Source organism: Streptomyces sp. MMCC 100, assembly GCF_041538145.2.
In the GTDB taxonomy this organism is placed as follows: Bacteria; Actinomycetota; Actinomycetes; order Streptomycetales; family Streptomycetaceae; genus Streptomyces.
The window spans coordinates 2,510,338-2,536,902 of the sequence record NZ_JBGORK020000001.1 but is presented as its reverse complement, the minus strand read 5'-3'; the positions used below and the strand labels follow the sequence as shown (position 1 = coordinate 2,536,902).

General features: G+C 74.1%; 26 protein-coding genes and 1 pseudogene. 12 read left to right on the top strand and 15 right to left on the bottom strand.

Annotated features, from left to right (window positions below; genetic code table 11):
- Positions 1 to 8: 8 nt before the first annotated feature.
- The 4 genes from ABS735_RS11740 (at position 9) to ABS735_RS11725 (ending at position 5,794) form a co-directional block, all read left to right on the top strand.
- Entirely contained in the window at positions 9 to 887 is an 879-nt protein-coding gene (locus ABS735_RS11740; RefSeq protein ID WP_373906109.1) for an alpha/beta fold hydrolase, read from the top strand.
- Between the two features lie 122 nt (positions 888 to 1,009).
- Positions 1,010 to 2,518, top strand: a complete 1,509-nt coding sequence (gene pdxR, locus ABS735_RS11735) for a MocR-like pyridoxine biosynthesis transcription factor PdxR (RefSeq protein ID WP_373906110.1) — start codon at positions 1,010 to 1,012, stop codon at positions 2,516 to 2,518.
- Positions 2,519 to 2,686: 168 nt separating this feature from the next.
- A complete protein-coding gene (locus ABS735_RS11730) occupies positions 2,687 to 4,273 on the top strand; it encodes an alkaline phosphatase D family protein (protein WP_373906111.1) in 1,587 nt (528 codons plus the stop codon).
- A 207-nt stretch (positions 4,274 to 4,480) separates the two neighbouring features.
- A complete protein-coding gene (locus ABS735_RS11725; protein ID WP_373906112.1) occupies positions 4,481 to 5,794 on the top strand; it encodes a GNAT family N-acetyltransferase in 1,314 nt (437 codons plus the stop codon).
- 154 nt (positions 5,795 to 5,948) lie between these two features.
- Here the strand turns inward: ABS735_RS11725 and ABS735_RS11720 are convergent, their stop codons facing one another.
- The gene (locus tag ABS735_RS11720; protein WP_373906113.1) at positions 5,949 to 7,172 is read right to left on the bottom strand and encodes a trans-sulfuration enzyme family protein; all 1,224 of its coding nucleotides are present in this window, start codon (positions 7,170 to 7,172) and stop codon (positions 5,949 to 5,951) included.
- A 59-nt stretch (positions 7,173 to 7,231) separates the two neighbouring features.
- Between ABS735_RS11720 and ABS735_RS11715 the strand changes: the two genes are divergently transcribed.
- Together ABS735_RS11715 and ABS735_RS11710 are read left to right on the top strand one after the other, a co-directional pair.
- Positions 7,232 to 7,759 carry an Lrp/AsnC family transcriptional regulator gene (locus ABS735_RS11715; RefSeq protein ID WP_373906114.1) on the top strand — a complete coding sequence of 176 codons (528 nt, stop codon included), beginning with the start codon at positions 7,232 to 7,234 and terminating at the stop codon, positions 7,757 to 7,759.
- A 78-nt stretch (positions 7,760 to 7,837) separates the two neighbouring features.
- Positions 7,838 to 9,526 carry a DUF885 domain-containing protein gene (locus tag ABS735_RS11710; protein WP_373906115.1) on the top strand — a complete coding sequence of 563 codons (1,689 nt, stop codon included), beginning with the start codon at positions 7,838 to 7,840 and terminating at the stop codon, positions 9,524 to 9,526.
- 19 nt (positions 9,527 to 9,545) lie between these two features.
- On the opposite strand, the gene ABS735_RS11705 is transcribed toward ABS735_RS11710, so the two are convergent.
- Genes ABS735_RS11705 through ABS735_RS11695 form a run of 3 tightly spaced genes read right to left on the bottom strand, consistent with a single transcriptional unit; the run spans position 9,546 to position 11,534 of the window.
- A complete protein-coding gene (locus ABS735_RS11705; protein ID WP_373906116.1) occupies positions 9,546 to 10,391 on the bottom strand; it encodes an SDR family oxidoreductase in 846 nt (281 codons plus the stop codon).
- 54 nt (positions 10,392 to 10,445) lie between these two features.
- Entirely contained in the window at positions 10,446 to 10,964 is a 519-nt protein-coding gene (locus ABS735_RS11700; protein WP_373906117.1) for an immunity 21 family protein, read from the bottom strand.
- 21 nt (positions 10,965 to 10,985) lie between these two features.
- Positions 10,986 to 11,534, bottom strand: a complete 549-nt coding sequence (locus ABS735_RS11695; RefSeq protein WP_373906118.1) for a rhodanese-like domain-containing protein — start codon at positions 11,532 to 11,534, stop codon at positions 10,986 to 10,988.
- A gap of 122 nt (positions 11,535 to 11,656) precedes the next feature.
- Here ABS735_RS11695 and ABS735_RS11690 point away from each other — a divergent pair, with 122 nt between their 5' ends.
- Positions 11,657 to 12,103 (top strand): Lrp/AsnC family transcriptional regulator, encoded by a 447-nt coding sequence (locus ABS735_RS11690; RefSeq protein WP_373906119.1) that lies wholly within the window; start codon positions 11,657 to 11,659, stop codon positions 12,101 to 12,103.
- A gap of 28 nt (positions 12,104 to 12,131) precedes the next feature.
- Here the strand turns inward: ABS735_RS11690 and ABS735_RS11685 are convergent, their stop codons facing one another.
- Together ABS735_RS11685 and ABS735_RS11680 are read right to left on the bottom strand one after the other, a co-directional pair.
- Positions 12,132 to 15,128, bottom strand: coding sequence for an AAA family ATPase (locus ABS735_RS11685; RefSeq protein WP_373906120.1), 2,997 nt, complete (start codon positions 15,126 to 15,128; stop codon positions 12,132 to 12,134).
- Complete coding sequence (locus tag ABS735_RS11680) at positions 15,125 to 16,288, bottom strand: exonuclease SbcCD subunit D (RefSeq protein ID WP_373906121.1); 1,164 nt, start codon at positions 16,286 to 16,288, stop codon at positions 15,125 to 15,127. The genes ABS735_RS11685 and ABS735_RS11680 overlap by 4 nt, the downstream gene beginning before the upstream one ends.
- A 168-nt stretch (positions 16,289 to 16,456) precedes the next feature.
- Between ABS735_RS11680 and ABS735_RS11675 the strand changes: the two genes are divergently transcribed.
- Together ABS735_RS11675 and ABS735_RS11670 are read left to right on the top strand one after the other, a co-directional pair.
- Positions 16,457 to 17,077 (top strand): LysE family translocator, encoded by a 621-nt coding sequence (locus tag ABS735_RS11675; protein WP_373906122.1) that lies wholly within the window; start codon positions 16,457 to 16,459, stop codon positions 17,075 to 17,077.
- A 110-nt stretch (positions 17,078 to 17,187) separates the two neighbouring features.
- Positions 17,188 to 17,892 carry a GNAT family N-acetyltransferase gene (locus tag ABS735_RS11670; protein ID WP_373906123.1) on the top strand — a complete coding sequence of 235 codons (705 nt, stop codon included), beginning with the start codon at positions 17,188 to 17,190 and terminating at the stop codon, positions 17,890 to 17,892.
- 105 nt (positions 17,893 to 17,997) lie between these two features.
- Here ABS735_RS11670 and ABS735_RS11665 read toward each other — a convergent pair whose 3' ends face one another.
- Together ABS735_RS11665 and ABS735_RS11660 are read right to left on the bottom strand one after the other, a co-directional pair.
- Positions 17,998 to 18,624: a YigZ family protein gene (locus ABS735_RS11665; protein ID WP_373906124.1), complete on the bottom strand. Its 627-nt coding sequence runs from the start codon at positions 18,622 to 18,624 to the stop codon at positions 17,998 to 18,000.
- A gap of 70 nt (positions 18,625 to 18,694) precedes the next feature.
- On the bottom strand, positions 18,695 to 19,306 hold the full coding sequence (locus ABS735_RS11660; RefSeq protein WP_373906125.1) for a hypothetical protein: 612 nt from the start codon (positions 19,304 to 19,306) through the stop codon (positions 18,695 to 18,697).
- Positions 19,307 to 19,565: 259 nt separating this feature from the next.
- Between ABS735_RS11660 and ABS735_RS11655 the strand changes: the two genes are divergently transcribed.
- Complete coding sequence (locus ABS735_RS11655) at positions 19,566 to 19,973, top strand: CoA-binding protein (protein ID WP_373906126.1); 408 nt, start codon at positions 19,566 to 19,568, stop codon at positions 19,971 to 19,973.
- A gap of 12 nt (positions 19,974 to 19,985) precedes the next feature.
- Here ABS735_RS11655 and ABS735_RS11650 read toward each other — a convergent pair.
- Positions 19,986 to 20,810: pseudogene (locus tag ABS735_RS11650) on the bottom strand (vWA domain-containing protein); the annotation flags it as partial.
- A 228-nt stretch (positions 20,811 to 21,038) separates the two neighbouring features.
- Entirely contained in the window at positions 21,039 to 21,398 is a 360-nt protein-coding gene (locus tag ABS735_RS11645) for an ArsR/SmtB family transcription factor (RefSeq protein ID WP_373906127.1), read from the bottom strand.
- 103 nt (positions 21,399 to 21,501) lie between these two features.
- Between ABS735_RS11645 and ABS735_RS11640 the strand changes: the two genes are divergently transcribed.
- The gene (locus tag ABS735_RS11640) at positions 21,502 to 22,563 is read left to right on the top strand and encodes a cation diffusion facilitator family transporter (RefSeq protein WP_373906128.1); all 1,062 of its coding nucleotides are present in this window, start codon (positions 21,502 to 21,504) and stop codon (positions 22,561 to 22,563) included.
- Positions 22,564 to 22,567: 4 nt separating this feature from the next.
- On the opposite strand, the gene ABS735_RS11635 is transcribed toward ABS735_RS11640, so the two are convergent.
- The 3 genes from ABS735_RS11635 to ABS735_RS11625 form a co-directional block, all read right to left on the bottom strand.
- Positions 22,568 to 23,125 carry a YbaK/EbsC family protein gene (locus ABS735_RS11635; RefSeq protein ID WP_373906129.1) on the bottom strand — a complete coding sequence of 186 codons (558 nt, stop codon included), beginning with the start codon at positions 23,123 to 23,125 and terminating at the stop codon, positions 22,568 to 22,570.
- A 43-nt stretch (positions 23,126 to 23,168) separates the two neighbouring features.
- Complete coding sequence (locus ABS735_RS11630; RefSeq protein WP_373906130.1) at positions 23,169 to 23,741, bottom strand: helix-turn-helix domain-containing protein; 573 nt, start codon at positions 23,739 to 23,741, stop codon at positions 23,169 to 23,171.
- Between the two features lie 132 nt (positions 23,742 to 23,873).
- On the bottom strand, positions 23,874 to 24,677 hold the full coding sequence (locus ABS735_RS11625; RefSeq protein ID WP_476755831.1) for an acyltransferase: 804 nt from the start codon (positions 24,675 to 24,677) through the stop codon (positions 23,874 to 23,876).
- Positions 24,678 to 24,784: 107 nt separating this feature from the next.
- Between ABS735_RS11625 and ABS735_RS11620 the strand changes: the two genes are divergently transcribed.
- The gene (locus ABS735_RS11620) at positions 24,785 to 25,321 is read left to right on the top strand and encodes a gamma carbonic anhydrase family protein (protein WP_373906131.1); all 537 of its coding nucleotides are present in this window, start codon (positions 24,785 to 24,787) and stop codon (positions 25,319 to 25,321) included.
- 85 nt (positions 25,322 to 25,406) lie between these two features.
- On the opposite strand, the gene ABS735_RS11615 is transcribed toward ABS735_RS11620, so the two are convergent.
- Entirely contained in the window at positions 25,407 to 26,042 is a 636-nt protein-coding gene (locus ABS735_RS11615) for a DedA family protein (protein ID WP_373906132.1), read from the bottom strand.
- A gap of 81 nt (positions 26,043 to 26,123) precedes the next feature.
- Positions 26,124 to 26,561 carry a DUF4442 domain-containing protein gene (locus ABS735_RS11610; RefSeq protein WP_109030208.1) on the bottom strand — a complete coding sequence of 146 codons (438 nt, stop codon included), beginning with the start codon at positions 26,559 to 26,561 and terminating at the stop codon, positions 26,124 to 26,126.
- Positions 26,562 to 26,565: the final 4 nt, after the last annotated feature.

The following is a 26,565-nucleotide window of genomic DNA, read 5'->3' as shown; positions in this document are numbered from 1 at the left end:
GGAGTCCCATGTCCGCAACGCTCTCCTTCACGGCCCCCACCGGGCACGGCCCGCAGGACATCACCCTCGCCTACGCGCGCGTGGGTACCGGCGAGCCGCTGCTCCTGCTGCACGGCATCGGACACCACCGGCAGGCCTGGGACCCGGTGGTCGACATCCTCGCCACCGAGCGCGAGGTGATCGCCGTGGACCTGCCGGGATTCGGGGAGTCGTCCGCGCTGCCGCACGGCCTGCCGCACGACCTGCCGACGACGAACGCGGTGCTCGGCGCCTTCTGCGCGGCGCTGGGCCTCGACCGCCCGCACGTGGCGGGCAACTCGCTGGGCGGCCTGCTGGCCCTGGACCTCGGCCGCGAGAACCTCGTGCGGTCGGTGACGGCCCTGTCCCCCGCCGGTTTCTGGACGCAGGCCGAACGCCGCTACGCCTTCGGCATCCTGACGGGCATGCGCCGCACGGCGCGCGCTCTGCCGCTCCCCCTGGTCGAGCGCCTGTCCCGCACGGCCGTCGGCCGCACCGCCCTGACCAGCACCATCTACGCCCGCCCCGGCCGGCGCTCCCCCGAGGCCGTGGTCGCCGAGACCCTCGCGCTCGCGCATGCCGAGGGGTTCGCCGAGACGCTGCGGGCCGGCCGGAGCGTGCTGTTCACCGATGACGTGCCGGGCATCCCCGTCACCGTGGCGTGGGGCGACCGGGACCGGCTGCTCCTGCCCCGCCAGGGCATACGCGCCAAGCGCACCGTCCCGCACGCCCGACTGGTGCGGCTGCCCGGCTGCGGCCACGTCCCCATGAACGACGACCCGGCGCTGGTGGCCCGCGTCGTCCTGGACGGCAGCCGCGCTCAGGAGACGAGCGCGGCGAGGACCTCCTTCAGGACGGTCGCGTTGTAGGGCATGCTCACGCGCGGCTGCGGCGGGGCCGGCACGACCTCACTCCGGTTCACGCACCAACGGGTCCAACCCCTCGTAAAGTGGGAGCGATTGGGGCGCGTGATCCTCGGGGGGCTGTTTTCATGACGTCAGCGTGGGAGTTGCTGCTGCCCGCCGCGTCGGCACCGGCACGCGCGCGCGGCCGCGCACTGCAGGAGGCGCTGCGGGACGCGGTCCGCTCGGGCCGGCTCGCCGCGGGCACCCGCCTGCCGTCGAGCCGGGACCTCGCGGCCGATCTCGGCGTGTCGCGAGGGCTGGTCACGGAGGCGTACGAGCAGCTGACGGCCGAGGGCTATCTGCGCAGCGGACGGGGTGCGGGCACCTGGGTGGGCGACGCCGTACGGACCGCCCGGCCCCGCGCGCGGGATCTCGCTCCGCGCTCCTGCGGCGACCTGGCGGACTTCGTGCCGGGGACACCAGACCTGTCTCTCTTCCCCCGTTCGGCGTGGGCCGCGGCGCAGCGGAGGGTGCTGGCGGATCTGCCGCACGAGAGCCTCGGCTATCCCGACCCGCGGGGGCTGCCCCGGCTGCGGACCGCCCTGGCGGAGTTGCTCGCGCGGCGCCGGGGCGTGGTGGCGGACCCCGAGCGGATCGTGGTGCTCTCCGGGGTGGCGCAGGCGACCGCGCTGCTGGCGAGCGTGCTCCACGCGCGCGGGACGCGCACCGCCGGTGTCGAGGACCCCGGCAGCCCTCAGCACTGCGCCCTGTACGCCTCGGCGGGTGTGGGCACCGTGCCCCTGCCCCTGGACGACGAGGGACTCGCCCTGGGCCCGCTGCACGCCTCGGGCGTCCGCGTCGTGGTGACGACACCGGCCCACCAGTTCCCCACCGGGATCGGCTACTCGGCGCGGCGCCGTGCCGAACTGCTCGCCTGGGCACGGTCCGTGGACGGCCTCGTCCTGGAGGACGACTACGACGGCGACTTCCGTTACGACCGTGCCCCCGTGGGCGCGCTCCAGGGGCTGGATCCGGAACGCGTCGCCTATACGGGCTCGGTCAGCAAGTCCCTGGCCCCGGGGCTGCGGCTGGGCTGGCTGCTGGTGCCTGACTGGCTGGCGGACGACGTCGTCGAGCGCAAGCGCACCACCGACCTCGGGCACCCGGCCCTCGACCAGGCGCTCTTCGCCCGTTTCGTCGAACGCGGCGACTACGACCGCCAGCTCCGTGTCTGCCAGCGCGCCTACCGTGAGCGCCGCGACGCCCTGGTCGCGGCGCTGGCCGAGCACTTCCCCGGCGCACGGGTCAGCGGCATCGCCGCCGGCCTGCACGCCATCGCCACGCTTCCCGAACGGTACGGGCCCGAGGAGCACTTCCTCGCGCGCGTGACGGAGGGGGGCGTCGCGGTGCGCTCGCTGACGGCGTACGGGCACGGCGGGGCGGTGGGTGATCCGGCGGCAGGTACCTCGGCGGCGGGAGACCAGATGGCAGGTGCCCCAGCGGCGGGTGGCTCGACGGCCGCTGCCCCAGCGGCCGCTGCCCCAGCGGCAGGTGGCCCGACGGCCTCGAAGGAGGTGCGGCTGGTCCTCGGATACGCGCACCTGACGCCGGGTCGGATCCGGACGGGGCTGGCGAGGATGGCGCAGGCCGTGTGACGCGGCGCGACTGCCTCGCGCGGGCGCGCGGGCGTTGGATCGCTCGATCGTCCGGGTTGTTCACCCGCAATTTCCGTGGGCGCCGCGCCGTGCCAGTAGGTCTGGCTCTGCACAGTGGCCCGAACACCACCCGAAAGCGGGCCGGATCCCGTCCCTGGAGGCGCATCCATGTCACCACGTCCGTTGCCCGGCCGCCGCAGCGTGCTGCGCGGTTCGCTCGCCGCGTCGGCGGCCCTGACCCTGCCCACAGCCCTCGGGGCGGCACCGGCGTTCGCCCGTTCGGGGCGCCCGGGGGCGGGCTGGGGCGTGCAGACGGGAGACGTGACCTCCCACTCCGGTCTGGTGTGGGTGCGGTCCGACCGGCCGGCCCGGATGATCGTCGAGACGTCGGCGACCGAGGCGTTCCGCCGTCCGCACCGGTGGCAGGGCCCGCTGCTCGGACGCGACACCGACTTCACCGGCACCACGCGGCTGCGCGGCCTGCCGCCGGGCGAGCAGATCCACTACCGCGTGCTCCTCGCCGACCCGGACGACCCGCGCCGCACCGGCGAGCCGGTCACCGGCACCTTCCGCACCGTGCCGGTCCGCCGGCGCGACGGCGTACGCTTCGTGTGGTCCGGCGACCTCGCGGGCCAGGGCTGGGGCATCAACCCCGACCTCGGCGGCTACCGCATCTACGACGCCATGGGGGCCCTGGACCCCGACTTCTTCCTGTGCAGCGGCGACAACATCTACGCCGACGGCCCCATCGCGGAGACGGCCGCCCTGCCCGGCGGCGGCACCTGGCGGAACATCACGACCGAGGAGAAGTCCAAGGTCGCCGAGACCCTCGCCGAGTTCCGCGGCAACTTCCGCTACAACCTGCTCGACGAGAACCTGCGCCGCTTCAACGCGCGGGTTCCGTCCGTCATCCAGTGGGACGACCACGAGGTGCGCAACAACTGGTACCCGGGCCAGGTGATCGCGGACACGGACGACCGGTACACCGAGAAGAGCGTCGACGCCCTGGCCGCCCGCGCCCGGCGCGCGTTCGGCGAGTACTTCCCGATCTCCACCCTGCGCCCCGGCGCGCGCGAGGGGCGTGTGCACCGGGTGCTGCGCCAGGGCCCGCTGCTCGACGTGTTCGTGCTGGACATGCGGACGTACCGCAACGCCAACTCCCCCGACGAACAGACGACGGACCCGCAGGGCATCCTGGGCCGCGAGCAGTTGGAGTGGCTCAAGCGGGAGCTGGCGCGCTCGCGCGCGGTGTGGAAGGTGATCGCGGCGGACATGCCGATCGGTCTTGTCGTGCCGGACGCCACCGAGGGCGCGCCCAACATGGAGGCGATCGCGCAGGGCGACCCCGGCGCACCACTGGGGCGTGAGCTGCAGATCGCCGAGCTGCTGCGCTTCGTCAAGCACCGGCGGATCACCGGCACGGTGTGGCTGACGGCCGACGTGCACCACACCTCGGCCCAGCAATACCAGCCCTCGCGGGCGGCGTTCACCGACTTCGAGCCGTTCTGGGAGTTCGTGTCCGGGCCGCTCAACGCGGGCGCTTTCCCCGCCAGCGAGCTGGACGGCACCTTCGGTCCCGAACGCGTCTTCGTGAAGGCGCCGACCGCCTCGAACGTCTCGCCCGCGGACGGCTACCAGTTCTTCGGCGAGGTCGACATCGACGGTGACAGCGTCGAGATGACGGTGCGGTTGCGTGAGCAGGACGGCACGGTGCTGTTCACGAAGGTGCTGCGGCCGGGCCGGGTCGGCCAGTAGTCCCGTAGCCTGTCGGGTATGCCGCGCACCGGCGTCATCCCCCGGTGCGCGGCCCGGGGAGCGCGGCGCGGGAGCGAGACCCGGGGACGCGGCGCGGGAGCGCGCCAACTCCTCCCGAATATCCGGGAAGCCCTCTTTACCCGTCGGTTACAGAGCGTTCGCGATCACGCAACACCCTTCCTTCACAGTGGGTGCATGAGTCGAGACATGTCTGATGTGACGGATGCCGTGGCACGCCTCGCCGAGCACGGCACCGCGGTGCCCGCCATGGTGCTGGCCTCGGTGGCGGTGCTGATCGCCACGGCGGGCTTCCGCACCCGGTGGTCACGCCGCCACGGGCACGCGCCGCCCGCGGACGATACCGGCGCCCGGCCGCCGACCGACGAGCGGCCGGCCGGGCCCGAGCGGACCGAAGGCGCAGGCGGCGAGAGCGCGTTGTGGCGGATGCGGACGACGGTGCGGGACGCGCCGGGATCACTGGCCGTGCTGTGCGCGGCCCTCGCCGACCGGCGGATCGACATCCTGAGCCTGCAGACGCACCCGCTGGCCGAGGGCACGGTGGACGAGTTCCTGCTCCGTGTCCCGGGTGAGCTGAGCGGGACCGAGTTGGCCGAGGTGGTGACGACGGCGGGCGGTACGCGGACCTGGACGGAGCGGGCGGACGCCCACGACCTGGTGGACGCGCCGACCCGGGTGCTGGGCCTGGCCGCCCGTACGGCCCTGGACCCGGCCGAACTTCCGCTGGCGCTGCGACAGTTGCTGGGCAGGTGCACCATCCGGTCGCTGCCCGTCACCACGGGGGCGGAAGTCGCCGAGACCGTACCGCCGGAGGGCGCCCTCGAGGACACCGTGCTGCGGCTGCGCGCCCCGGAGGGCGGGGTGATCAGCGTGGAGCGCCCCCATCTGCCCTTCACCCCGGCCGAGTTCGCCCGGGCGCGGGCCCTGGTCGAGCTGGACGCCCGGCTCGGTCCGCGAATCCCGCGCGGCCGGGACGTGCTGACGCTTCCCGAGGGGAGCGACATCACGGTCCGCCGGGCCGACACGCGTGACGTCCCGGCCGCGAAGGCGATGCACGAGCGCTGCTCGGCGCGGACGCTCGGGATGCGGTACCACGGCCCGGTCCGGGACGCCGACCGCTATCTCGGCCACCTGCTCAGCCCACGCTTCGGCCGCACCCTCGCCGTGCAGACCGCCTCGGGGCGGATCGTCGGGCTCGGTCATCTGCTGTGGGACGGGGAGGAGACGGAGGTCGCGCTGCTCGTCGAGGACGCGTGGCAGCGTCGCGGCATCGGCGGCGAACTCCTCGGCCGGCTCGTCGCGATGGCGGCGGAGACGGGCTGCGAGAGCGTGTACGCGGTCACGCAGGCGTCCAACACGGGCATGGTCGCCGCGATGCGCGGCCTGGGCCTCCCCCTCGACTACCAGATCGAGGAGGGGACCCTGGTCGTCACGGCCCGCCTGGACCCGTCCGCCCGGTCCGTGGCACGCCTGCCGCACGGGGAGCGGATCGGCCAGGAGTGACAGGCAGGACAAGCGTGACCGGCAGGACGCGCAGGACCGGCACAGGACCGGCAGACCGGCAGGACGCACAAGACCGGCACAGGACCGGCAGGACGCACAGGACCGGCAGACCGGCAGACGAGCGCGCCGGGCAGAACGGGCGTGACGGGCGCTGTCACTCGGTCCGCGACAGCGCCTCCCGCAGCGGGATGGCGCCGACCGCCCGCTCCCCCAGCGCCCGGTCCAGGTCGGCCCACAGGTCGTCGACGTCCTCGAGGCCGACCGACAGCCGCAGCAGCCGGTCGCCGACCCCGGCGCCCCGCCGGTCGTCCGCGTCCACGATGCGGTGGCTGATGGACGCCGGGTGCTGGATGAGCGTGTCGACGCTGCCGAGGCTCACCGCCGGGGTGATCAGCCGGACCCCGCCGATGACCTCGTGCGGGTCGCCGTGGACCTCGAAGGAGACCATCGCGCCGCCGATGCGCGGATAGTGGACGCGGGCCACCCGTGGGTCGGCGGCCAGCCGCCCGGCCAGCTCGGCGGCGTTGGCGGAGGCGGCCCGTACCCGGACGGGCAGGGTGGACAGTCCCCGCAGCAGCAGGTAGCCGGCCAGCGGGTGCAGCACTCCGCCCGTGGCGAAGCGGACCTGCCGCAGCCGTCCCGCGAACTCCTCGTCGCAGGCGACCACGCCGGCCAGCACGTCCCCGTGCCCGCCGAGGTACTTGGTGGCGCTGTGCAGCACGAGCCGGGCACCGTGTTCGGCGGGACGCTGGAGCACGGGCGTGGCGAAGGTGTTGTCCACGAGCAGCGGCACCGAGCCACAGGCGTGGGCGACGGCGCGCAGGTCGACCTCGGCCAGCGTCGGGTTGGCCGGTGACTCCACGAGCACCAGGCCCGTGTCCGGGCGCAGCGCGTCCGCGACGCCCGCCGGGTCGGTCCAGGTGACCTCGGACCCCAGCAGCCCGGCGGTCAGCAGGTGGTCGCTGCAGCCGTAAAGGGGCCGTACGGCGACGACGTGCCGCAGCCCCATCGAGCCGCGGACCAGCAGGATTGCGCTCAGCGCCGCCATGCCGCTGGCGAAGGCGACGGCGGCCTCGGTCCCCTCCAGCCGGGCCAGCGCCGTCTCGAAGCGGGCGACGGTCGGGTTGCCCAGGCGGCCGTAGACCGGCGGTCCGTCCGGCTCGGCGCCGGTGGCGGCGAACGCGTCGATGCGGGCGGCCTCGCCTCGGCTGTCGTACGACGGGTAGGTCGTGGACAGGTCGATGGGCGGGGCGTGCAGTCCGCGGCCGGCGAGGTCGTCGCGGCCGGCGTGCACGGCCTCGGTGGCCAGTGCCCTGCCCCTGGGTGCGGTGGTGCGTACGTCGTCGGGTGTTGACGTGTGCGTGCGCGCTGAGTCCATGGCGGAAGAGTGAACACCGAACGGGTCGGCGGGGTCGTACTCCGTGCTACGTTCGGGCCATGGCCGATTCCGTCGTACTGGATCCGGTGGATCTTCATCTGCTGCGGCTGCTGCAGAACGACGCCCGGACCACCTACCGCGATCTCGCCGCCCAGGTCGGAGTCGCCCCGTCGACCTGTCTTGACCGGGTGGCCCGGTTGCGGCGGGCCGGGGTGATCCTCGGCCATCGGCTCGAACTGGACCCGGCGAAGCTGGGCCGCGGTCTCCAGGCACTGCTGCTCGTGCAGGTGCGCCCGCACCGGAGGGAGCTGGTCGGGCCGTTCGTGGAGCGGATCCGGGCGCTGCCGGAGTCGCGCACCGTCTTCCACCTCACCGGCCCGGACGACTATCTCGTGCATGTCGCGGTCGCGGACATGACGGATCTGCAGCGGCTGGTCCTGGACGAGTTCACGTCCCGGCGCGAGGTGGCCCGGGTCGAGACCCGGCTGATCTTCCAGCAGTGGGAGTGCGGACCTCTGCTGCCTCCGGCCGCGCCCACGGCCGCCCCCACATCGACGTCGGCATCCACGCCCCCGGCCACGCCCTGAGCGAAATCCGGCCGCCCGCGCCATCGGGCCCGGTCCTCCGGGCTGACGCGGCACCGGAATCCGTACGAGGATGTCCGCATGTCAGAGATCAACAACCCGCTGCCCCGCGAGGTCGCCGACGCCTACGTCGACGAGCTCATCGCCCTCGACCCGGTCACCGGTACCTATCTCGGTGTCACGGAGAGTTCCAGCCGTCTGCCCGACTTCTCACCCGCCGGGCAGGAGGCCCTCGCGGAGCTGGCCCGCACCACCCTCGTCCGGCTGGACGAGGCGGAGCGCAGGCCCGGCGGGGACACCGACGTGGAACGGCGTTGTGCCCGGCTGCTGCGCGAACGTCTGACGGCCGAACTCGCGGTGCACGAGGCCGACGAGGGCCTGCGCTCGGTCGGCAACATGGGCACCGCCGCCCATTCGGTGCGCGAGGTGTTCACCCTCACCCCGACGCAGACCGACGAGGACTGGGCCCGGATCGCCGAGCGGCTGCGTGCGGTGCCGGCGGCGTTCGCCGGGTACCGCGAGTCCCTGTCGCTGGGCCTGGAGCGCGAGCTGTACGCGGCGCCGCGTCCGACGGCCACCTTCGTCGAGCAGCTCGGCGAGTGGGCGGACACGGGTGAGGGGCGTGGCTGGTTCGAGGACTTCGCCGCCGACGGCCCCGAAGCGCTGCGCGCGGAGCTGGACGAGGCCGCCCGGGGTGCGACCGCCGCCGTGGCGGAACTGCGGGACTGGATGCGCGACGTGTACGCCCCGGCGATCGAGGGCGCCCCGAACACGGTGGGCCGGGAGCGCTACGCCCGCTGGTCGCGTTACTACAACGGCACGGACCTGGACCTCGACGAGGCGTACGCGTACGGCTGGGCCGAGTACCACCGCCTGCTGGCCGAGATGAAGGCGGAGGCGGAGAAGATCCTGCCGGGCGCCGAGACGCCGTGGGTGGCGCTTGCGCACCTGGACGAGCACGGCAGGCACATCGAGGGCGTCGACGAGGTCCGCGACTGGCTGCAGGGCCTGATGGACCAGGCGATCGAGCAGTTGGACGGCACGCACTTCGAACTCGCCGAGCGGGTGCGGAGGGTGGAGTCGCGCATCGCGCCGCCCGGCAGCGCGGCGGCCCCCTACTACACCTCGCCGTCGGAGGACTTCTCGCGTCCCGGCCGCACCTGGCTGCCGACCATGGGCCTGACCCGGTTCCCGGTCTACGACCTGGTGTCGACTTGGTACCACGAGGGCGTCCCGGGCCACCACCTCCAGCTCGCCCAGTGGACCCACGTGGCGGAGGACCTCTCCCGCTACCAGGCGTCCGTGGGCATGGTCAGCGCCAACGCCGAGGGCTGGGCGCTGTACGCGGAACGGCTGATGGACGAGCTGGGCTACCTCACCGACGCGGAGCAGCGCCTCGGTTACCTGGACGCGCAGATGATGCGGGCCGCCCGGGTCATCGTGGACATCGGCATGCACCTGGAGCTGGAGATCCCGGCCAACTCGCCGTTCCACCCGGGTGAGCGCTGGACGCCGAAGCTGGCGCAGGAGTTCTTCGGCGCGCACAGCAGCCGCCCGGCGGACTTCGTGGAGAGCGAGCTGACCCGGTACCTGACGATCCCGGGCCAGGCGATCGGCTACAAGCTCGGCGAGCGGGCGTGGCTGCTGGGCCGGGAGAAGGCCCGCGAGCGGCACGGCGACGCGTTCGACCTCAAGGCGTGGCACATGGCGGCCCTCTCCCAGGGGTCGCTGGGTCTGGACGACCTGGTGGACGAGCTGTCGCGGCTGTGACGCCCGCCGGCCTCGCCGCTCACCGCCTGAAACCGCCCTCCGAGTCGATCACCTGACCGGTGATCCACTCCGCCTCGTCCGTGGCGAGCCACGTGATGAGGCGGGCGGGGTCGTCGGGCATGCCCCACCGTCCGCCGGGGAAGCAGGCGGCGACGGCGTCGTAGGCGTCGCCGGTCAGGTAACCGGTGTCCACGGGGCCCGGGTTGACCGCGTTCACGGTGACGGCGTGCTCGGCGAGGGTGGTCGCCAGGGAGCGCGTGACGGAGGCGAGCGCGCCCTTCTGGAGCGCGTAGGCGATCTCGCCGGGCATGCCGCCCGCGATGTCCTGGCCGGAGGTCATCATCACGACGCGTCCGCCGGGCGTGCGGGACGGCAGTGCGGCACGGCGGCGGGCGTAGGCCTGGATCAGCAGCAGGACGGAGCGGGTGTCGACCTGCCAGTGCGCGTCGAGCATGGCGGCGTCGATGGTGTCGAGGCTGCCGTCGGAGCCGCTGAGCGCGTGGTTGGCGACGAGGACGTCCAGCCGTCCGCCGAGCACTTCGGCGGCGGTGTCGACGAGTTCGCCGGGTGCGTCGGGGCGGCTGAGGTCGCCGGGACCCGCGTGCACGGCGGCGTCGGGGTCGCCGAGCGCCGCGCGCACGGAGTCGGCCACGTCCTCGGGCCGGTCGGCGCCCCAGGGCATGGCGGCGTCGTGCGCAACGTGGTGGTGCAGGTAGACGCTCGCTCCGTACGCGGCGAGCCGCCGGGCCACGGCATGGCCGATGCCGCCGCGCCGGCTGGCTCCGGTGACGAGGGCGGTGCGGCCGCGCAGGGGCAGCGGATCGCGGCGCAGGTCTTCGGATGCGGGGTGGGGAAGTCGTGGCATGGGCACCCATGATGGGTGGGCCGTGGCCGCCCCGCACTCCAATATCGTCCCCGGCTACCGGTCGGCGAGCCGCCGCAGGTGTACGAGGCTCAGCCAGGTCTCCGGCCCGGGGCGCACCTCCGCCGCGCGCACCGCGTACCGGCCGGACTCCAGCGCGACCCGCGCCCGGCCGGCGCGGTCCGATGCGGTGCCGGGCCAGGCGGCGTCGAACAGGAGCACGGGGCCGGGGACGTGCCAGGACACCTCGGGTTCCCACTCGGCCGTGTCGAGGGCGGCGGGGACACCGGCCAGCACCTCGTCCTCGGAGTCCGCGGCGCACCAGCGGACGAAGGTGCCGTGGTCGGGGAGGTAGGCGGTGGCGGCGGGTTCGTCGCCGAGCACCAGGGCGGTGGAGTCACCGACGGGAAGAAGCCCGACGTAGCCGTCGACCTCGCAGGCCCGGTCGTAGTCGGAGTCCGTCTCCTCGCCGTCGGCGCCGGTCCAGAACGGCAGGACCGTCTCCGGGACCGCGATGAGCGGCCCTCCGCCCGACTCGACCCACTCCACAGCGCCCGGCTCCGCGTATCGCACCATGCGGCAGAACCTACACGCCGCTCAGCAACCGCAGTCGGCCGCGTCCACCGGAACGGTCAGGGGGTCGGCGGCGCGGCGCTCGGTGCCCTGCCACGTCCCGAAGTCGAAGCCCTCGCGCACCCAGTACTCGAAGCCGCCCAGCATCTCCTTGACCCGGTACCCGAGTTCGGCGAGGGTCAGGGCGGCGCGCACCGCGCCGTTGCAGGCGGGGCCCCAGCAGTACGTGACGACCGGTACGGCCGGGTCGAGGAGTTGACCGGCCCGCTCGGCGACCAGCGCGGTGGGCAGGTGGACGGCACCGGGGACGTGGCCCTGGTCCCAGGACTCGGTGGACCGGCAGTCGACGAGCACGAATCCCGGGTCGCCGCCGGCCGCGAGTGCGTCGGCGACGTCGGAGACGTCGGTGTGGAAGGCGAGGCTCGCCCGGAAGTACGCGGCGGCCTCGGCGGGCGGTGCGGGGGCGACGCGCAGGACGGGGTTGCCGTGCGGGGCAGGGCCGTCGTACGGGGCGGGGCCGTCGTACGGGGCGGACCCGTCGTGCGGGACGGCGGCGGGGGTGGTGGCGCTCATGGTCCGGCCTCTCCTCGTTGGATCTTCCGGTCAGGAATCTACGGTTCCCACCGCCCCGGCCTGAAGAGGGATTCCCCGGCCCTCCCCTTGTTCCACCGGTGAATCCCTGCTATCCATCCCGGATGACCGAGTATTCCCCGGACACCACCGACTGGCTCATTCTCGACGCCCTCCAGCGGGACGGGCGGGCCAGTTTCGCCGAACTGGCCCGTGCCGTCTCGATGTCCGCGAGCGCGGTGACGGAGCGCGTGCGGCGGCTGGAGGAGGCCGGGGTCATCCAGGGGTACGCGGCGGTCGTCGACCCCGAGCGGCTGGGGCTGCCGATCCTGACGTTCGTGCGGCTGCGCTACCCGGTCGCCAACTACAAGCCGTTCCACGACCTGGTGGCGGTCACGCCGGAGATCCTGGAGGCGCACCACGTCACGGGCGACGACTGCTTCGTCATCAAGGTCGCGGCCCGTTCGATGCGGCATCTGGAGGAGGTGTCCGGCCGGATCAGCGCCCTGGGTCCGGTCACCACGAGCGTCGTCTACTCCTCACCGCTCCCCCGCCGCCCCCTGGGCCGCTGAGACACGCGCGCCGGCTGGGAGGGCACGCTCAGCCGGCGCCCCGCTGCCGCAGTACCGACCCCGACCGCCCCTTGACGACCTCGAGTTGGGCGTGGATGCGGCGCCGCAGGTCGGCGACATGGCTGACGATGCCGACGCTGCGGTCCCGCTCGCGCAGTGCGTCGAGGACGTCGAGGACCTCGTCGAGGGTCTGGTCGTCGAGGCTGCCGAAGCCCTCGTCGATGAAGAGGGTGTCCAGGCGGACGCCGCCCGCCTCGTCGGTGACGACGTCGGCGAGGCCGAGCGCGAGGGCGAGCGAGGCGAAGAACGTCTCACCGCCGGACAGCGTGGCCGTGTCCCGTTCACGGCCGGTCCAGGCGTCGACGACGTGCAGGCCGAGGCCGCTGCGGCCGCGCCCGGTGCGGTCGTCGGAGTGGACGAGGGTGTAGCGGCCGGAGGACATGCGCAGCAGCCGGGCGGTGGCCGCGGCGGCGACCTGCTCGAGTCGGGCCGCCAGGACGTACGACTCCAGGCGCATCCGGCGTTCGTTGTCCGCCGAGGTGCCCGCGGCGAGGGAGGCGAGGCGGGCGACCCGGGTGTGCTCCTCGCGCAGCGGGGCGAGCCGGCGCACGGAGGCGGTGGCCTGCGCGGACAGCCGGTCCAGCTCGGCGCAGCACCGGGCGGCGGCGTCGCGGGCCGAGGACGCCTCGCGCAGGCGTCGGCCCGCATCGGCGGCCGCCCGTTCCGCCGCGGCGAGGTCGGCGGACGGTCGCCGGGCCGCGTCGGCGGTGTCTGCCTCGGCGAGGACGGCGCGGACGGCGGCGTCCTCCGACTGCCAGGCGTCGAGCCGTCGTTGCAACTCGCGGTGGGCGGCGTCGTCGAGCAGGGCGGCGGCCGCGTCCCCCGGGGTGTCGAAGCCGGCCCGGAAGGCGGCGTCGGCGAGCCGGGCGTCGGCGTCCTTGAGTCGCTGGGCGGTGTTCTCGGCGGCGCGGGCGGTGTCGGCGGCCTCCGTGAGCAGCGCGGCCTGTCGCTCCAGCTGCGCCGCCCGCGCCTCCACGCTCTCGGCGGTGCCGCGGGCCCGCGTCAACTCCTCCTCCAGTGCAGCCTGTTCGCGCTCCAGCCGCTCACGTCCCGCGACCCGGGAGGCGGACCGGACGGCGGCCTGCTGCTGGGCGGCGACACGCTCCTCACGCTCGCGTTCGGCCCGCCGCAGCTCCTCCTGCGCGGCGTGCAGCCCGGAGGCGACCGCCCGCGTCCGCGTGTACTCCCGCTCGAGTTCCCCGGCCGCTTCGGCCAGCCGGGCCGTGGGCGCGTCACCGGCTTCCGCCGTGGCGGCGGCGAGTGCCTCCCGTACGGTGCCCAGGTGCCGTTCGGCATCCGCGCGCCGCTCGTCGGCGGCCTGGTAGGCGGCGAGGGCGCGCTCCTCGGCCTCGCGGTCGACGTGGCCGGCGCTCTTGCGCGCGGGGGCGGGGTGTTCGGTGGCGCCGCACACCGCACAGGGTGCGCCGTCGGTGAGGTTCGCGGCGAGTTCGGCGGCGATGCCGTGCAGCCGCTGCTCCTTGAGGTCGAGCCAGTGGGCGCGGGCCTCGACGGCGCGTTCGGCCGAGGCGAGCGCCTGCCGCCGCGCCTCTTCCGTGTCGTCGGTGAGCCGGTCCCGTTGCCGGGCGGCGTCGAGCCGCCGCTGTGCCGGATCGCGCTGTACGGCGAGCTGTTCGGCGCGGGTCGCGGCCTCCTGCGCGCCGTCGACGCGGCCCTGGAGTCCGGCGCGGGTGGTCTCCCAGCCGGCGAGCCAGGTCTCCGCCTCCTGCCGGACGTCGTCGTCGGCGCGTTCCTGGCGGTCGAGGCCGGCCCGCTCCTCGACCAGTTCGGTGAGGCGCCGTTCGGCGCGCCTGGCCGAATCCAGGCTGCCCAGTTCCTCGGCCGCCCGGCGTGCGGCGGCGGTGAGCCCGGTGACACCCGCGTCGGCGAGCGCCTGCGGCAGCCGGACACGCGCGCGTGCCTCCGCGGCCGCCGCCGCCCGGTGTTCCGTGTCGGCGGCGTCCCGCAGTTCCAGGGCGGGGGCCACCGCCTCGGCCTTGCGGCCCCGCTCCATGCGCTCCTGCGCGGCGCGGTGGGCATCGGCCCGCTCCGCCAGCCGTGCGGCGCGCTCCCGCGCCTCGGCGAACCGGCGTTGCAGCCGGTCCAGTTCGCGGGTGTCGGCCAGGTCGCGTTCGGCGGTGGCCTGGGCGGACTCGGTGGCCGTGAGCCGGCAGTCGGCGACCGCCAGCAGCTCTCGTGCGGTGCCGCGGGCGACGGCGGCGGCGCGCAGGACCGCCTCGGCCAGGCCCGGCTCACCCGGCGCCAGCTCGGGCAGTTCCATGGCGCTGCCCGCGGCCTGCTGCATCCGGTGCGCGTCGGCCAGCAGCGTGGCGCCCCCTTCGCGCACCCGGGCCTCGGTCGTACGGCGCCGTTCGGCGAGGTGCTTCTCGACCTCGGCGAACCGCCGGGTGTCGAAGAGCCGGCCGAGGAGCTTGCCGCGCGCCTCCGCGTCGGCGCGCAGGAAGCGCGCGAAGTCGCCCTGGGGCAGCAGCACGACCTGGCAGAACTGCTCGCGGCTCATACCGAGCAGCTGCGTGATCTCCTCGCCGATCTCCTGGTGGGAACGGCTGAGGTCCTTCCAGTCACGGGTCGTCGCGTCGTACTCGCGCAGCCACGTCTGGGCCTTGTCGACGGTCGTGCCCTTGCCGCGGAGCTTCGGCCGTTCCCAGGGCGGCTGCCGGGTGATCTCCAGCCGGCGCCCCGCGACGGTCAGTTCGAGGCGCACCTCGGTCCGGGTGCCGACGGCCGCGTGGTCGCTGCGCAGCGTCATGCCCTGGCCGCCGCCCTGCCGGGCGCCCGGCACCGAGCCGTACAGCGCGTAGCAGACGGCGTCGAGGACGGAGGTCTTGCCGGCGCCGGTGGGGCCGTGCAGCAGGAAGAGCCCGGCGGCCGAGAGGTCGTCGAAGTCGACGCTCTGGGAGGCACCGAAGGGGCCGAAGGCGGTGATGTCCAGCCGGTGCAGCCTCACCGGGCCACCTCCCGCACGGTCTCGTCCGCGCGCACGGCGTCGAAGGCGTCCCGCAGCACACCCTGTTCGTGGTCGTCGGGCCCGGCTCCGCGCACGTGGGCCACGAAGTCCTCCGCGATCTGCTGGTCGCTGCGGTCGGCGAGGCGCCGGGCGTAGGAGACACCGGGACCGTCGGGGGTGCGCTCGGGGTCGAAGACGAGGCTCAGCGTGTGCGGGAACCGCTCCGTGAGCCGGGCCATGGGCTCGTCCGGCCGGACCGGGTCGGTGAGGGTCGCCTCGACCCACGCGTCCTCGTGCGGGGTCAGCTCCGGGTCGGCGAGCAGGTCCTCCAGCGTGCCGCGCAGCCGGGCCAGCGCGCGCGGCACCGGGCAGTCGACGCGCTCGGCGGTGACCGCTCCCGCCGCGTCCAGGTCGACGAGCCACATGCTCTTGCGGTGCCGGTGCTCGGAGAAGGAGTACGGCAGCGGGGAGCCGGAGTAGCGGACGCGCTCGGTGAGGGTCTGGCAGCCGTGCAGATGCCCCAGCGCCACGTAGTCCACGCCGTCGAAGACACCGGAGGGCACGGCTGCGACCCCGCCCACAGTGATGTCCCGCTCGCTGTCGCTCTGCTCGCCGCCGGTGACGAAGGCGTGCGCGAGGACGACGGAACGGGTGCCCCGCGCGCGCGTGGCGAGGTCGGCGCGCACCCGGTCCATGGCGGCGGCGAGCACGGCCTCGTGCCCCGCCTTCTCCACGCCGAACTCGGTCTTCACGAGAGCCGGTTCGAGATACGGCAGCCCGTAGAAGGCCACGTCCCCGTGGGCGTCGGCCAGCACCACGGGGGTGCCGCAGCCCGCCGGGTCGGTGCGCAGGTGGATGCCGGCCCGGTCGATGAGCCCGGCACCGACCCCGAGACGGCGGGCCGAGTCGTGGTTGCCGGAGATCATGACCGTCGGCACACCGAGGTCGGCGAGGCGGTGCAGTGCGTCGTCGAACAGCTCGACGGCGGCGAGCGGCGGCACCGCCCGGTCGTACACGTCTCCCGACACGACCACGGCGTCGACGGCGTGCTCGCGCACGGTCGCGACGAGGTGGCCGACGAACCCGGCCTGGGCACCGAGCATGTTCACCCGGTGGAACGCCCGGCCGAGGTGCCAGTCGGAAGTGTGCAGCAATCTCATAAAGTGGCCCTGACCTGCATGTTTCTCTTGGCGACATCCCAAGAACCAGCACAAGCCGGCCACGGGAACCCCGGGCCGGCAGCCACCACGCTAGCGCCTGCCGGTACCTGGTCCACCACTGACCTCACCACCTGTCGAGCGACACAGCGCGGATGTGAGACTTGGTGGATGCTCATACAGTTCGTGACCGCGGCCGGTGTCCTGGCCGTGCTGACCATGGTGCCCGGCCCGGACATGGCCGTCGTGACCAAGCGGGCCGTCGCCTCCGGCTGGCAGGACGGACTACGGGCCGTGGGCGGGATCACCGCGGGTCTGCTGGTCTGGGGCGTACTCGCGGTGGCCGGCCTCGCCGCCGTCCTGTCCGCGTCCGCCGCCGCGTACACGGTGGTCAAACTGGCCGGCGCCGTCTACCTGCTCTTCCTCGGGGTCCAGGCGCTGCTCCAGAGCCGTCGGGGCCGATCCCAGGCACCGGCCGCGGCCGTCGCCCAGCCGCGCGGCAACCCCTGGCGGACCGGTCTGGTGAGCAACGTCCTCAATCCCAAGATCGCCGTCTTCTACACGGGACTGCTGCCTGCGCTGGCCCCGACCGGGCTTTCTCCGCACACCGGCATGGCCCTGCTGGTCCTTGTCCACACCCTGCTGACCTCGGTGTGGCTCGGCGGGTACGTCCTGCTGCTGTCCAAGGCACGCGCCTTCTTCGAGAAGCCGGCCGTACGCCGTGGCATGGACCGTGTCACCGGCGTCGTACTGATCGGTTTCGGACTGGAGGTCGCCACGACCCAGCCCTGAGTGTCCGTGGCGGGGCTCATGCGCCCGCATCGAAGGCGCCGCGCCCGGAGCGCCGGCGGAACCGGCCCGGGCCGCCCGACGACCGCGCCCACCGGGAAAGGAACAGCACGATGACGAACGACGACGACCCGGTACTCGACGACCCGGTGGGTCAGTCGCTCGGCGGCCGGCACGCCCGTCTCGCACGCCGACTCGGCCGGGCCGCCACCTACCTCCCGGACGTGGCGACCTTCTCCTCCGTGTCCGCCGCCCCGGACGCGGAGGACTGGGCCGATCTCGCCGAGCTGCTCGGCCCCGGCGCCTTCGCCGACATGTTCAGCTGCCCGGCCCTCCCGCCGTCGGGTTGGGAGCCGGTCTTCGGCCTCGAAGGCCGCCAGATGATCTGGCCCGGCAGCGGTCGCCCCGGCCGACCGGGCGCGCAGTCCGGCACCGGCGTGGTCGAACTGGGCGCGGACGACGTACCCGAGATGCTCGACCTCGTCGCGCGGACCGAGCCGGGGCCCTTCCGGCCGCGTACCCACGAACTCGGCACCTACCTGGGCGTCCGGCTGAACGGCACCCTGGTGGCGATGGCCGGAGAACGCCTGCGCCCTCCGGGATGGACCGAGATCAGTGCCGTCTGCACCGCTCCCGACGCACGCGGGCAAGGACACGCCGCCCGCCTGATCAGCGCGCTCGCCGCCCGCGTCCTGGCGCGCGGGGAACGTCCGTTCCTGCACGTGGCCGAGACGAACACCGGCGCGATCGCGCTGTACGAGCGGCTCGGCTTCAAGACCCGCAGACAGGTGACCTTCCGGGGCTTCCGTACCCCCTGACGGCCGGTCTCGGGGGGACGGGGACGAGGCTGTCATCAGCTCTTCGTCGAAGCAGACGGTGAGGTCGTCGAAGGAGGCCCGGCTCTTCCCACGTGGCCGCCTCGGCTACGCGTCCCCGTACGCCTCTCCGCCCAGTTCGAACCCGGCCGATCCCGCGGTGGCGTCCGCGAGCCAGGAGCGGAAGGTGTCCACGTCGGCCTCCGGCAGGCCGACCTCGATGGTGACGTCCTCGGCGTACCGCACGTCGCGTACCGCGCGGCCCGCGGTGCGCAGGTCGTTCTGGAGCTTGCCGGCCCGCTGGTGGTCGACGGTCACCGTGGCCAGGCGGAACCGGCGGCGGGTGAGGGTGCCGAGGTCGTCCAGGGCTTCGCCGACCGCGCCGCCGTAGGCGCGGATGAGTCCGCCTGCGCCGAGCTTGACACCGCCGTAGTAGCGGGTGACGACGGCGACGACGTACCGGATGTCGCGGCGCAGCAGCATCTGGAGCATCGGGACGCCGGCGGTTCCTCCCGGCTCGCCGTCGTCGCTCGCCTTCTGGACGGCGGCGTCGGCGCCGATGACGTACGCCCAGCAGTTGTGGCTGGCGTCCGCGTGCTCCTTGCGCACGACGGCGATGAACGCCTGGGCGTCCTGTTCGGTGGCGGCCGGGGCGAGGGCGCACAGGAAGCGCGAGCGGTTGATCTCGGTTTCGTGCACCCCCGCGCGGGCGACCGTTCGGTACTCGTCCTGCATCCGGCCAGCCTATGCGCTCGGCGTGCCGCGTCCTTCGGGCCGGTCGTCGCGGCCGGGGCGGGGCCCGCGGTCAGTACGAGGTGCCGACGTCCCGGGTGAGATGGAGGCCGAGGAACCGGTCGGCGTAGGCGCAGATCTCGAACCGCGCCCCGTCCGCAAGGTCCGGGTCGGTCTCCACCTGGCGCAGGACCCGCAGCACTCCGGGGGCGTCCAGGTCGTCCTCCCAGGCGGCCCGCAGCTGGTCGCGCACCTCGGCCGGGACCGGACGCGAGGGGTGCCGGGCCCAGTCGGCGACGGCGCGGCGCAGGCGCGCCAGGGTGTCCCGGGCCTCGTCCAGCGCGGCCGCGTCGAGCTCCACGCGCGCGCGGTGGTGCCGTTCCAGCAGGGCGAGCCGCACGGCGTCCGGGTCGGCGAGGTCGGGTCCGGCCGGGTGTACGGGCGCGACGGCGACCGTCGCCGCGTCCGGGGCTTGCCCGCTCCCGCCCCCACGCTCACCCACGACGCGGACGCTCTGCCCGGTGCCCGGTCCGTGGCCGGCGGTGTCGCCGTCCTCGAAGGGCCGGATGCCGAGGGCGGCGGCGTCCTTCCGCAGCCGTTCCGCCTCCTCCGTACCCGTCAGCACGGCCCACACGGGGGTGCCGTCGAGTTCCAGGGCGCGCACCAGCAGGTCCGCGACGAGCATGACGCGCAGGGCGGTGGCGTCACACCCCGGCGCGTGCGCCTCGACACGGGTCGGTGCCCGTCGGGCGGGGGCGGCGGGTTGTCCGGTCCGGGCGTCGATGTGCGCAGCACGAGGCGAGCGTAGGCGGCGCGGCGCGGTGGCGCACAGGGGCGCGCGCCGTACCGCTCCCGCCGCACGGGGAATCCCGGCACGTCGCCGTCCGTTGTCCCGACCGGGTGGCCCGACCCGCGGGCCGCTCGTGAGTACGAGGAGGCCGCCGGTGTACGGCGACGAGGCAACCGTCCGCAAGATCCTCACCGAGTCGGGCGACACCTGGGCCGTGGTGGGCCTGTCGAACAACCGGCAGCGCGCGGCGTACGGGGTCGCCGAGGTGCTGCAGCGCTTCGGCAAGCGCGTAGTGCCCGTACATCCCAAGGCGGAGACGGTGCACGGCGAGCAGGGGTACGCCTCGCTCGCGGACATCCCGTTCGACGTGGACGTCGTCGATGTCTTCGTCAACAGCGACCTGGCCGGCCCGGTCGCCGACGAGGCGGTGGCCAAGGGAGCCTCGGCCGTCTGGTTCCAGCTCGGCGTGGTCGACGAGGCGGCGTACGAGCGGACCCGGGCCGCGGGCCTGGAGATGGTGATGGACCGCTGCCCGGCGATCGAGATCCCGCGCCTGGGCTGATCGCAGCGGGGCTCACCGGCCGGCGCCCGGACCGGAGTCGATGACCACCACGCGGGCCCAGTCGGGCGGTGTGTCGGGGACGTAGTCGGGGTTGTCCTCGTCCCAGGAGCCGCTCGTCCGCTCCCGGGGGAACAGGCCCACCACCGTCCGGCACGCGGGCCGCGTGTCCGGCCAGGGGGTCTGCCCGTCGGTCAGCACCACGACGGCGTCGGGCGCGGGACGCGAGCGGAGCGCCTTCGCGAAGCCGGTGCGCAGGTCCGTGCCGCCGCCGCCCACCAGCGGGATCCCCTCGGCCCGGCACAGGGAGTGCGTGACCCGGGCCGCCGCGTCGCACGGCACCACGCTGACCAGGTCGCGGCGGCCGCCGACGGCGCGGGCGATCGCGGCGACCTCCAGGAGGGCGCTGCCGAGTTCGGCGTCGCTGACCGATCCGGACGTGTCGATGACCACGGCGACCCGGGGCGGTCTGCGTCGCAGGCTGGGCAGCACCACGCCGGGTGTTCCGGCCGAGCGGCGCGACGGCCTGCCGTACGTGTAGTCCTCGCCCGCGCCGCCCGAGGAGGTCGCCGAGCGGACCGCCGCCCCCAGCAACTCGCGCCAGGGCTGCGGTGGATGGAACACCTGCTCGGCCCACCGCTGCCAGCCCTTGGGGGCGTTGCCCGGGCGGGCGTTGATGCCCCGTGCCACCCGGAAGCGCACCGCGTCGCGTTCCTGCTCGCTGAGTCCGTCCGCGCCGTCCGGCCCGAGGTCCCAGTCCCGGTCGAGGCCGTCGGCTCCGCTGCCGCAGTCCAGCCAGGCCATACTCTCGGTGAGCCGCCCGAGCCGGAACTGGCGCAGGCCCCGTGGGCCGCCCGCCGTCGCCATGGCGTCCGCGTGACCGCCCCCGTCTCCCACGCCGACTCCGCTGCTGCGCCACGCTTTTCGGCCGCCGCCGGTCGCGGCGGCGGAGTTCGCCGAGCGGTACCTCGCCGCGCGGACCACCGGCTGCGGACCTCCGGCTGAGAACCGCTCTCCGAAGGCTCCGGCCGAAAGGACCCCGGTAGAAGACCCGGCCGAGGGCCTCGCTCAGTCGTGGAGCGGCCGGTCGCCGAGGCGGTGGTCGGCCGCGTTGAGCGCCTCGTCGACCAGGCGGCGCAGGTGTCCGTCGCGCAGCGAGTACACCACCCGGCGCCCCTCCTTGCGGGTGCTCACCAGTCCGGCGAGCCGCAGCCGGGCCAGGTGCTGGCTGACCGCGGGCCGGGCCGCCCCGCACATCTCGGTGAGGGTGGTGACGTCGGCCTCGCCGCCGGTCAGGGCGTGCAGCAGGGTCAGGCGGGTGCGGTCGCCGAGCACTGCGAGGACCTCGGCGGCGAGCGCGAACTGCTCCTCGCCCGGTGTGCGCGGGTGCGCATCGTCCGCAGGTGACAGGTGCATGCGTGCGCTCATACGCACATAATGGCGTCGTGGACGGCGCACGTCCACCCACCGCACCGGCACGCGGAACACCGGACACCAGACACCGGAACACAGGAACACCGGAAGGGGCACCATGAGCGACCCGCACCGGCATCACCACCACGACGAGCACCCGCACCACGACCACCGCTCCCCCGTCGGCAGATGGCGCCGCGTCACGCACCGCCTCGCCCACCGGCTCACTCCCCACTCCCATGAGAGCGCCGACAAGCTGGACCCCGCCCTGGAGTCCTCGGCCCGCGGGCTGCGCGCGCTGTGGGTGTCGCTGGCGGTGCTGGGCGCGACGGCACTCGCGCAGGCGGCCGTGGTGATGGCCTCCGGATCGGTGGCACTGCTCGGCGACACGGTGCACAACACCGCGGACGCGCTGACCGCCGTGCCCCTGGGCGTCGCCTTCGTCCTGGGCCGGCGTGCGGCCACCCGCCGCTTCACGTACGGCTACGGGCGGGCGGAGGACCTGGCCGGTGTCGTGATCGTCCTGACGATCACCGCGTCCGCGGTCCTCGCGGCGTGGACGGCGGTGGACCGGCTGCTCGACCCGCGCCCGGTCTCGCACGTCCCGGCGGTCGCCGCGGCCACCGTGGTCGGCTTCGCCGGCAACGAGTGGGTGGCCCGCCACCGCATCCGCGTGGGCCGGGAGATCGGCTCCGCCGCACTGGTCGCCGACGGACTGCACGCCCGCACCGACGGCTACACGTCACTGGCCGTGCTGCTGGGCGCCGGGGGCGCGGCACTGGGCTGGCAACTCGCCGACCCGGTCGTGGGGTTGGCGATCACGGCCGCGATCGTCCTGGTCCTGCGGGACGCGGCCCGCGAGGTGTTCCGGCGGCTGATGGACGCCGTCGACCCGGCGCTGGTGGACCGGGCGGAGCGGGTACTGGGTGAGACCCCCGGCGTGCGCGGGGTGGGAGAGCTGCGGCTGCGCTGGATCGGGCACCGGCTGCGCGCCGAGGTCGCGCTGGTGGTGGACGGCGAGGCGACCGTGCGCGAGGCACACCGCGTCGCCGTGGCCGCCGAGCACGCCCTGCTGCACGCCGTGCCGCGGCTCACCGCGGCCCTGGTCCACGCCGACCCCGCGCCGTCCCCGGGCGAGGCGGATCCGCATCATGTGATCGCCCACCACGCCACCGTGTGACGGGTCAGGCGGCGCCGAGCCCTTCCAGAACCTCGGCGCCGGGCAACTCCGCGAAGGCCTTGCCCGGTACGAGCAGCTTGCCGCGCCGGCCTCCGCTGCCGACGAGGACGTACGGCAGGTCGACGACGGCCGAGTCCACCAGCACGGGCCAGTCGCCGGGCAGGCCGACCGGCGTGATGCCGCCGTACTCCATGCCGGTCTCGCCGGTGGCGGTGTCCATCGGGGCGAAGGAGGCCTTGCGCGCTCCGAGGTGACGGCGTACGACGCCGTTGACGTCGACCCGGGTGGTGGAGAGCACGACGCAGGCGGCGAGCGTCGTGCCGCCGCCCCGCTTGCCGGTGACCACCACGCAGTTGGCGGACTGTTCGAGCAGCTCACGGCCGTAGTGCTCGACGAAGGTGGCGGTGTCGGCCCACTCCGGTTCCGTGTCGACGTAGAGGATCTGGTCGGCGGGAACGGTGCCGCTCCAGTGGCGTACGGCGTCGGCGACCGGGCGGGTCAGTTCGTCGAGGCATTCCGGGGCGGGCGTGGCGCTGTCGAAGTTCCCGATGGGTGCGTGCATGGCCGCACGCTAACAACTGCCGGGGCCTTGGAGAACGGCCGTCTCAACGGACGGGCGGCACGGAGACCGCCATGACCATCTCCATCGGCGCGTCGCCCTCGTTGCCGTACGTGTGCGGGGTGTCGGACTCGAAGGAGGCGCTCGCGCCCGTCGGGACGCGGTGGGCCACCCCGTCGACGGTGAGCGTGAGTTCCCCGGCGACGACGTGCACCAGCTCGACCGTGCCGGTGGGGTGCGGGTCGGAGAGACTGCTCTCGCCCGGCATCAGCCGCCACTCCCACATCTCCAGCGGGCCGGGCGCCTCCACTCCGGCGAGGAGCCGGCTGAAGCTGCCGGCGTCGGTGTGCCAGAGGCGTACGGCCTGTTCGGCGGGGACGACGCGGACCGTGGGGCCCTGCTCCCGGTCGAGCAGTGTGGTGATGCTGACGCCGAGCGCGTCGCCGATCTTCACGACGGTGCCGAGGCTGGGGTTGGTGCGGGCCTGTTCGATCTGGATGAGCATGCCGCGGCTGACACCGGCGCGCGCCGCCAGCGCCTCCAGGGTGAAGCCGCGCTCGGCGCGCCAGCGCTTGACGTTGCGCGCGAGGGACTGGGTCAGCAGGTCGAGGTCCGCCACGTTCCGTCCAGGGACTTGTGCATCACTTCGCATGACAGGGTGCACTTCACTGAACCGTGGTCCGCCGCACCCGAAGATCCACCGAACTGTACTGCGAGGCGCGATGGCAGGGCTGTGCGCCTCGGCTCGCGCTCAGCTCTCCGCGGCCGGTTCAGCGAGCCTGTCCGCCGCCGGCCCCGGGTCGTCCAGCTCGGCGAGACGGGCCACCGCCTCGTCGTCCAGCTTGGACAGCTCCCGCAGCTGCCCCGGCGTGATCCCGTCGGGAATCGGCACCGGAGCCGGGGTCCTGAGCGGCGGCTGCCAGCCCTCGGCGGCGGTCCAGCGCCGTACGACGCGGGCGGGGGCGCCCGCCACCACGGCGTGGTCGGGAACCGTGCCCCGGACCACGGCACCGGCGGCCACGACGACGTTCCGCCCGATCCGCGCCCCGGGCAGGATCACCGCGCCGGTGCCGATCCAGCAGCCGGGGCCGATCTCCACCGGGTCCATCCGCGGCCACTGCTTGCCGATGGGCTGGTGCGGGTCGTCGTAGGAGTGATTGGTGGAGGTGACGTAGACGTACGGGCCGAAGTAGCAGTCGCTGCCGATGGTGACGGTGGTGTCCGCGATGACGTGGCTGCCCCGGCCGAGGACGACCCCGTCGCCGATGCGCAGGATCGGCTCCGGGCCCAGGTCGAGGTCGGGCATGAGCCCGGCGGTCAGCGTGACCTGCTCGCCGATGATGCAGTGGGCGCCGACGTGGATCCAGGGCTCGCCGAAGACCGTGCCGAGCGGGAAGGCGAGCCGGGTGCCCGTGCCCAGCGCGCCGAAGCGGAAGCGCCCGGGACGCGCGGCGGTGACGGAACCGGTGCGCTGCACCCAGGCCCAGCCCGCGTGGACGGCCCGCTGCGCGAGGCGGCTCCGCCAGGACGAGAACGTGTTCTTGCGGTGGGGCACCCGCTCACGGTAGTCCGCGCGCGGTGCGGCCAGGGCCGTACCGTGCTGTGATCTTCACCCCACCGGGTGGCGTACGGTGCCGTACAACACCCGAGCAGGAGGCGAAGATGACGCAGAAGGCGCTGATCACGGGCATCGGCGGCAAGGACCCGAAGGTGGACGCCGAGGCCTTCGTGGCACCGACGTCCTCGGTCATCGGGGACGTGACGCTGCACGCGGGGGCGAGCGTCTGGTACGGCGCGGTACTGCGCGGCGACGTCGAGCGGATCTCCGTGGGCGCGAGCAGCAACGTCCAGGACAACTGCACGCTCCACGCCGACCCCGGCTTCCCCGTCACCGTCGGCGAGCGCGTCTCCATCGGGCACAACGCCGTGGTGCACGGCGCCACCGTCGAGGACGACTGCCTGATCGGCATGGGTGCCACGGTCCTCAACGGCGCGGTGATCGGCGCCGGTTCACTGGTCGCCGCCCAGGCGCTGGTCCCGCAGGGCATGCGGGTGCCGCCGGGCTCACTGGTCGCGGGGGTACCGGCGAAGGTGAAGCGTGAGCTGACGGAGGAGGAGCGTCAGGGGGTCACGCTGAACGGCACGATGTACGCGGCGCTGGCCGGGCAGCATCGGGATGCGGTGGGGGAGGTCCTGTAGGACGCCGTCCGCGGCTTGTGCGCGGCCGGGCGCGCCCACGTGGCGGAGCCGCACATCGGCACAGCCCCGCCCCCTTCGGGGTGCTTCACTCCCCGGCGGTCGCAGGCTGGGCCTCTGACCGGGCCCTGCTCGCCTTGCGCCTGACGATCAGCATCGAGGCGACGCCGATCAGGACCGCCGCCACCAGGCCCAGCCACGAGAAGCGCTTGAGCCAGTCCTCCGCGACGACGCCGACGTAGTAGATGACGGCCGTGGTGCCGCCCGCCCAGACGATGCCGCCGAGGACGTTGGCGATCAGGAACTTCCAGTACGGCATCCGCAGCACACCGGCCAGCGGGCCCGCGAAGATGCGCAGCAGGGCGACGAAGCGGCCGAAGAACACGGCCCACATGCCCCACTTCTGGAAGGACCGCTCGGCGGTGGCGACGTGCCCCTCGCTGAAGTGCTTGGGGAACTTTCTGCCCAGCCAGGCCAGCAGCGGCCGGCCCCCCTTGCGGCCGATGGCGTATCCGATGGAGTCACCGACCACCGCGCCCGCGCTGGCGCAGGCGCCGAGGACCAGCGGGTCGATCCCGCCGTGCTGCGACGACAGCAGGGCCGCCGACACCAGGACGATCTCGCCGGGCAACGGGATGCCCAGGCTCTCCAGACCGATGACCAGCGCGACGACGGCGTAGACGGCCGCCGCGGGCACCGTGTCGAGCCATTCCTGGACGTGCAACGCCCCACCCTCCGCTTCGGATACCTGTTGCCGGTGCGCCTCGAACGACGCGCACCGGGAAGCGTACCGGGTCGGCGGGGGTCAGCTGTTGGGGCGCAGGGTCCATATGACGGTCATCTCACCGGTCACGGCGCCGTCCTCGCGCTGGATGGCGACGCTCACCGGGAATTCGGGGCGGCTGCCGGCGTCCAGTTCGGCGACGACCTCCGCGGCGGGACGGCCGAGTGTCGCGGTGGCGGTCACCGGGCCGAGGGCGATCTTCTTGAAGGCGATCTCCGCGGTGACCGGCAGCGGCACCGCCCGGGAGAGCTGGTCGCCGAAGGCGGCGAGGACGATCGCGCCGCTGGCCGACTCTCCCAGCGTGAACATGGCTCCGGCGTGCGGTCCGCCGACGTGGTTGCGGTACTCGCTCTGGTCCGGGAGGGCCAGGACGGCCTTCTCCGGGGTGGTCTCCAGGTACTCGAGGTTCAGGGTCCTGACCATCGGCACCGTGGCGGCGAGCAACTCGCCGATCGACATCTGA

What these genes read in the sequence shown, in the direction of transcription:
- ABS735_RS11720 (WP_373906113.1), bottom strand. Translation starts at nt 7,172, where the DNA reads ATGGACTCAGCGCGCACGCACACGTCAACACCCGACGACGTACGCACC.
- ABS735_RS11700 (WP_373906117.1), bottom strand. Translation starts at nt 10,964, where the DNA reads ATGGTGCGATACGCGGAGCCGGGCGCTGTGGAGTGGGTCGAGTCGGGC.
- ABS735_RS11705 (WP_373906116.1), bottom strand. Translation starts at nt 10,391, where the DNA reads ATGCCACGACTTCCCCACCCCGCATCCGAAGACCTGCGCCGCGATCCG.
- ABS735_RS11675 (WP_373906122.1), top strand. Translation starts at nt 16,457, where the DNA reads ATGCTCATACAGTTCGTGACCGCGGCCGGTGTCCTGGCCGTGCTGACC.
- ABS735_RS11715 (WP_373906114.1), top strand. Translation starts at nt 7,232, where the DNA reads ATGGCCGATTCCGTCGTACTGGATCCGGTGGATCTTCATCTGCTGCGG.
- ABS735_RS11680 (WP_373906121.1), bottom strand. Translation starts at nt 16,288, where the DNA reads ATGAGATTGCTGCACACTTCCGACTGGCACCTCGGCCGGGCGTTCCAC.
- pdxR (WP_373906110.1), top strand. Translation starts at nt 1,010, where the DNA reads ATGACGTCAGCGTGGGAGTTGCTGCTGCCCGCCGCGTCGGCACCGGCA.
- ABS735_RS11665 (WP_373906124.1), bottom strand. Translation starts at nt 18,624, where the DNA reads ATGCAGGACGAGTACCGAACGGTCGCCCGCGCGGGGGTGCACGAAACC.
- ABS735_RS11670 (WP_373906123.1), top strand. Translation starts at nt 17,188, where the DNA reads ATGACGAACGACGACGACCCGGTACTCGACGACCCGGTGGGTCAGTCG.
- ABS735_RS11640 (WP_373906128.1), top strand. Translation starts at nt 21,502, where the DNA reads ATGAGCGACCCGCACCGGCATCACCACCACGACGAGCACCCGCACCAC.
- ABS735_RS11645 (WP_373906127.1), bottom strand. Translation starts at nt 21,398, where the DNA reads ATGAGCGCACGCATGCACCTGTCACCTGCGGACGATGCGCACCCGCGC.
- ABS735_RS11690 (WP_373906119.1), top strand. Translation starts at nt 11,657, where the DNA reads ATGACCGAGTATTCCCCGGACACCACCGACTGGCTCATTCTCGACGCC.
- ABS735_RS11725 (WP_373906112.1), top strand. Translation starts at nt 4,481, where the DNA reads ATGTCTGATGTGACGGATGCCGTGGCACGCCTCGCCGAGCACGGCACC.
- ABS735_RS11660 (WP_373906125.1), bottom strand. Translation starts at nt 19,306, where the DNA reads ATGCTCGTCGCGGACCTGCTGGTGCGCGCCCTGGAACTCGACGGCACC.
- ABS735_RS11710 (WP_373906115.1), top strand. Translation starts at nt 7,838, where the DNA reads ATGTCAGAGATCAACAACCCGCTGCCCCGCGAGGTCGCCGACGCCTAC.
- ABS735_RS11610 (WP_109030208.1), bottom strand. Translation starts at nt 26,561, where the DNA reads ATGTCGATCGGCGAGTTGCTCGCCGCCACGGTGCCGATGGTCAGGACC.
- ABS735_RS11730 (WP_373906111.1), top strand. Translation starts at nt 2,687, where the DNA reads ATGTCACCACGTCCGTTGCCCGGCCGCCGCAGCGTGCTGCGCGGTTCG.
- ABS735_RS11620 (WP_373906131.1), top strand. Translation starts at nt 24,785, where the DNA reads ATGACGCAGAAGGCGCTGATCACGGGCATCGGCGGCAAGGACCCGAAG.
- ABS735_RS11695 (WP_373906118.1), bottom strand. Translation starts at nt 11,534, where the DNA reads ATGAGCGCCACCACCCCCGCCGCCGTCCCGCACGACGGGTCCGCCCCG.
- ABS735_RS11740 (WP_373906109.1), top strand. Translation starts at nt 9, where the DNA reads ATGTCCGCAACGCTCTCCTTCACGGCCCCCACCGGGCACGGCCCGCAG.
- ABS735_RS11635 (WP_373906129.1), bottom strand. Translation starts at nt 23,125, where the DNA reads ATGCACGCACCCATCGGGAACTTCGACAGCGCCACGCCCGCCCCGGAA.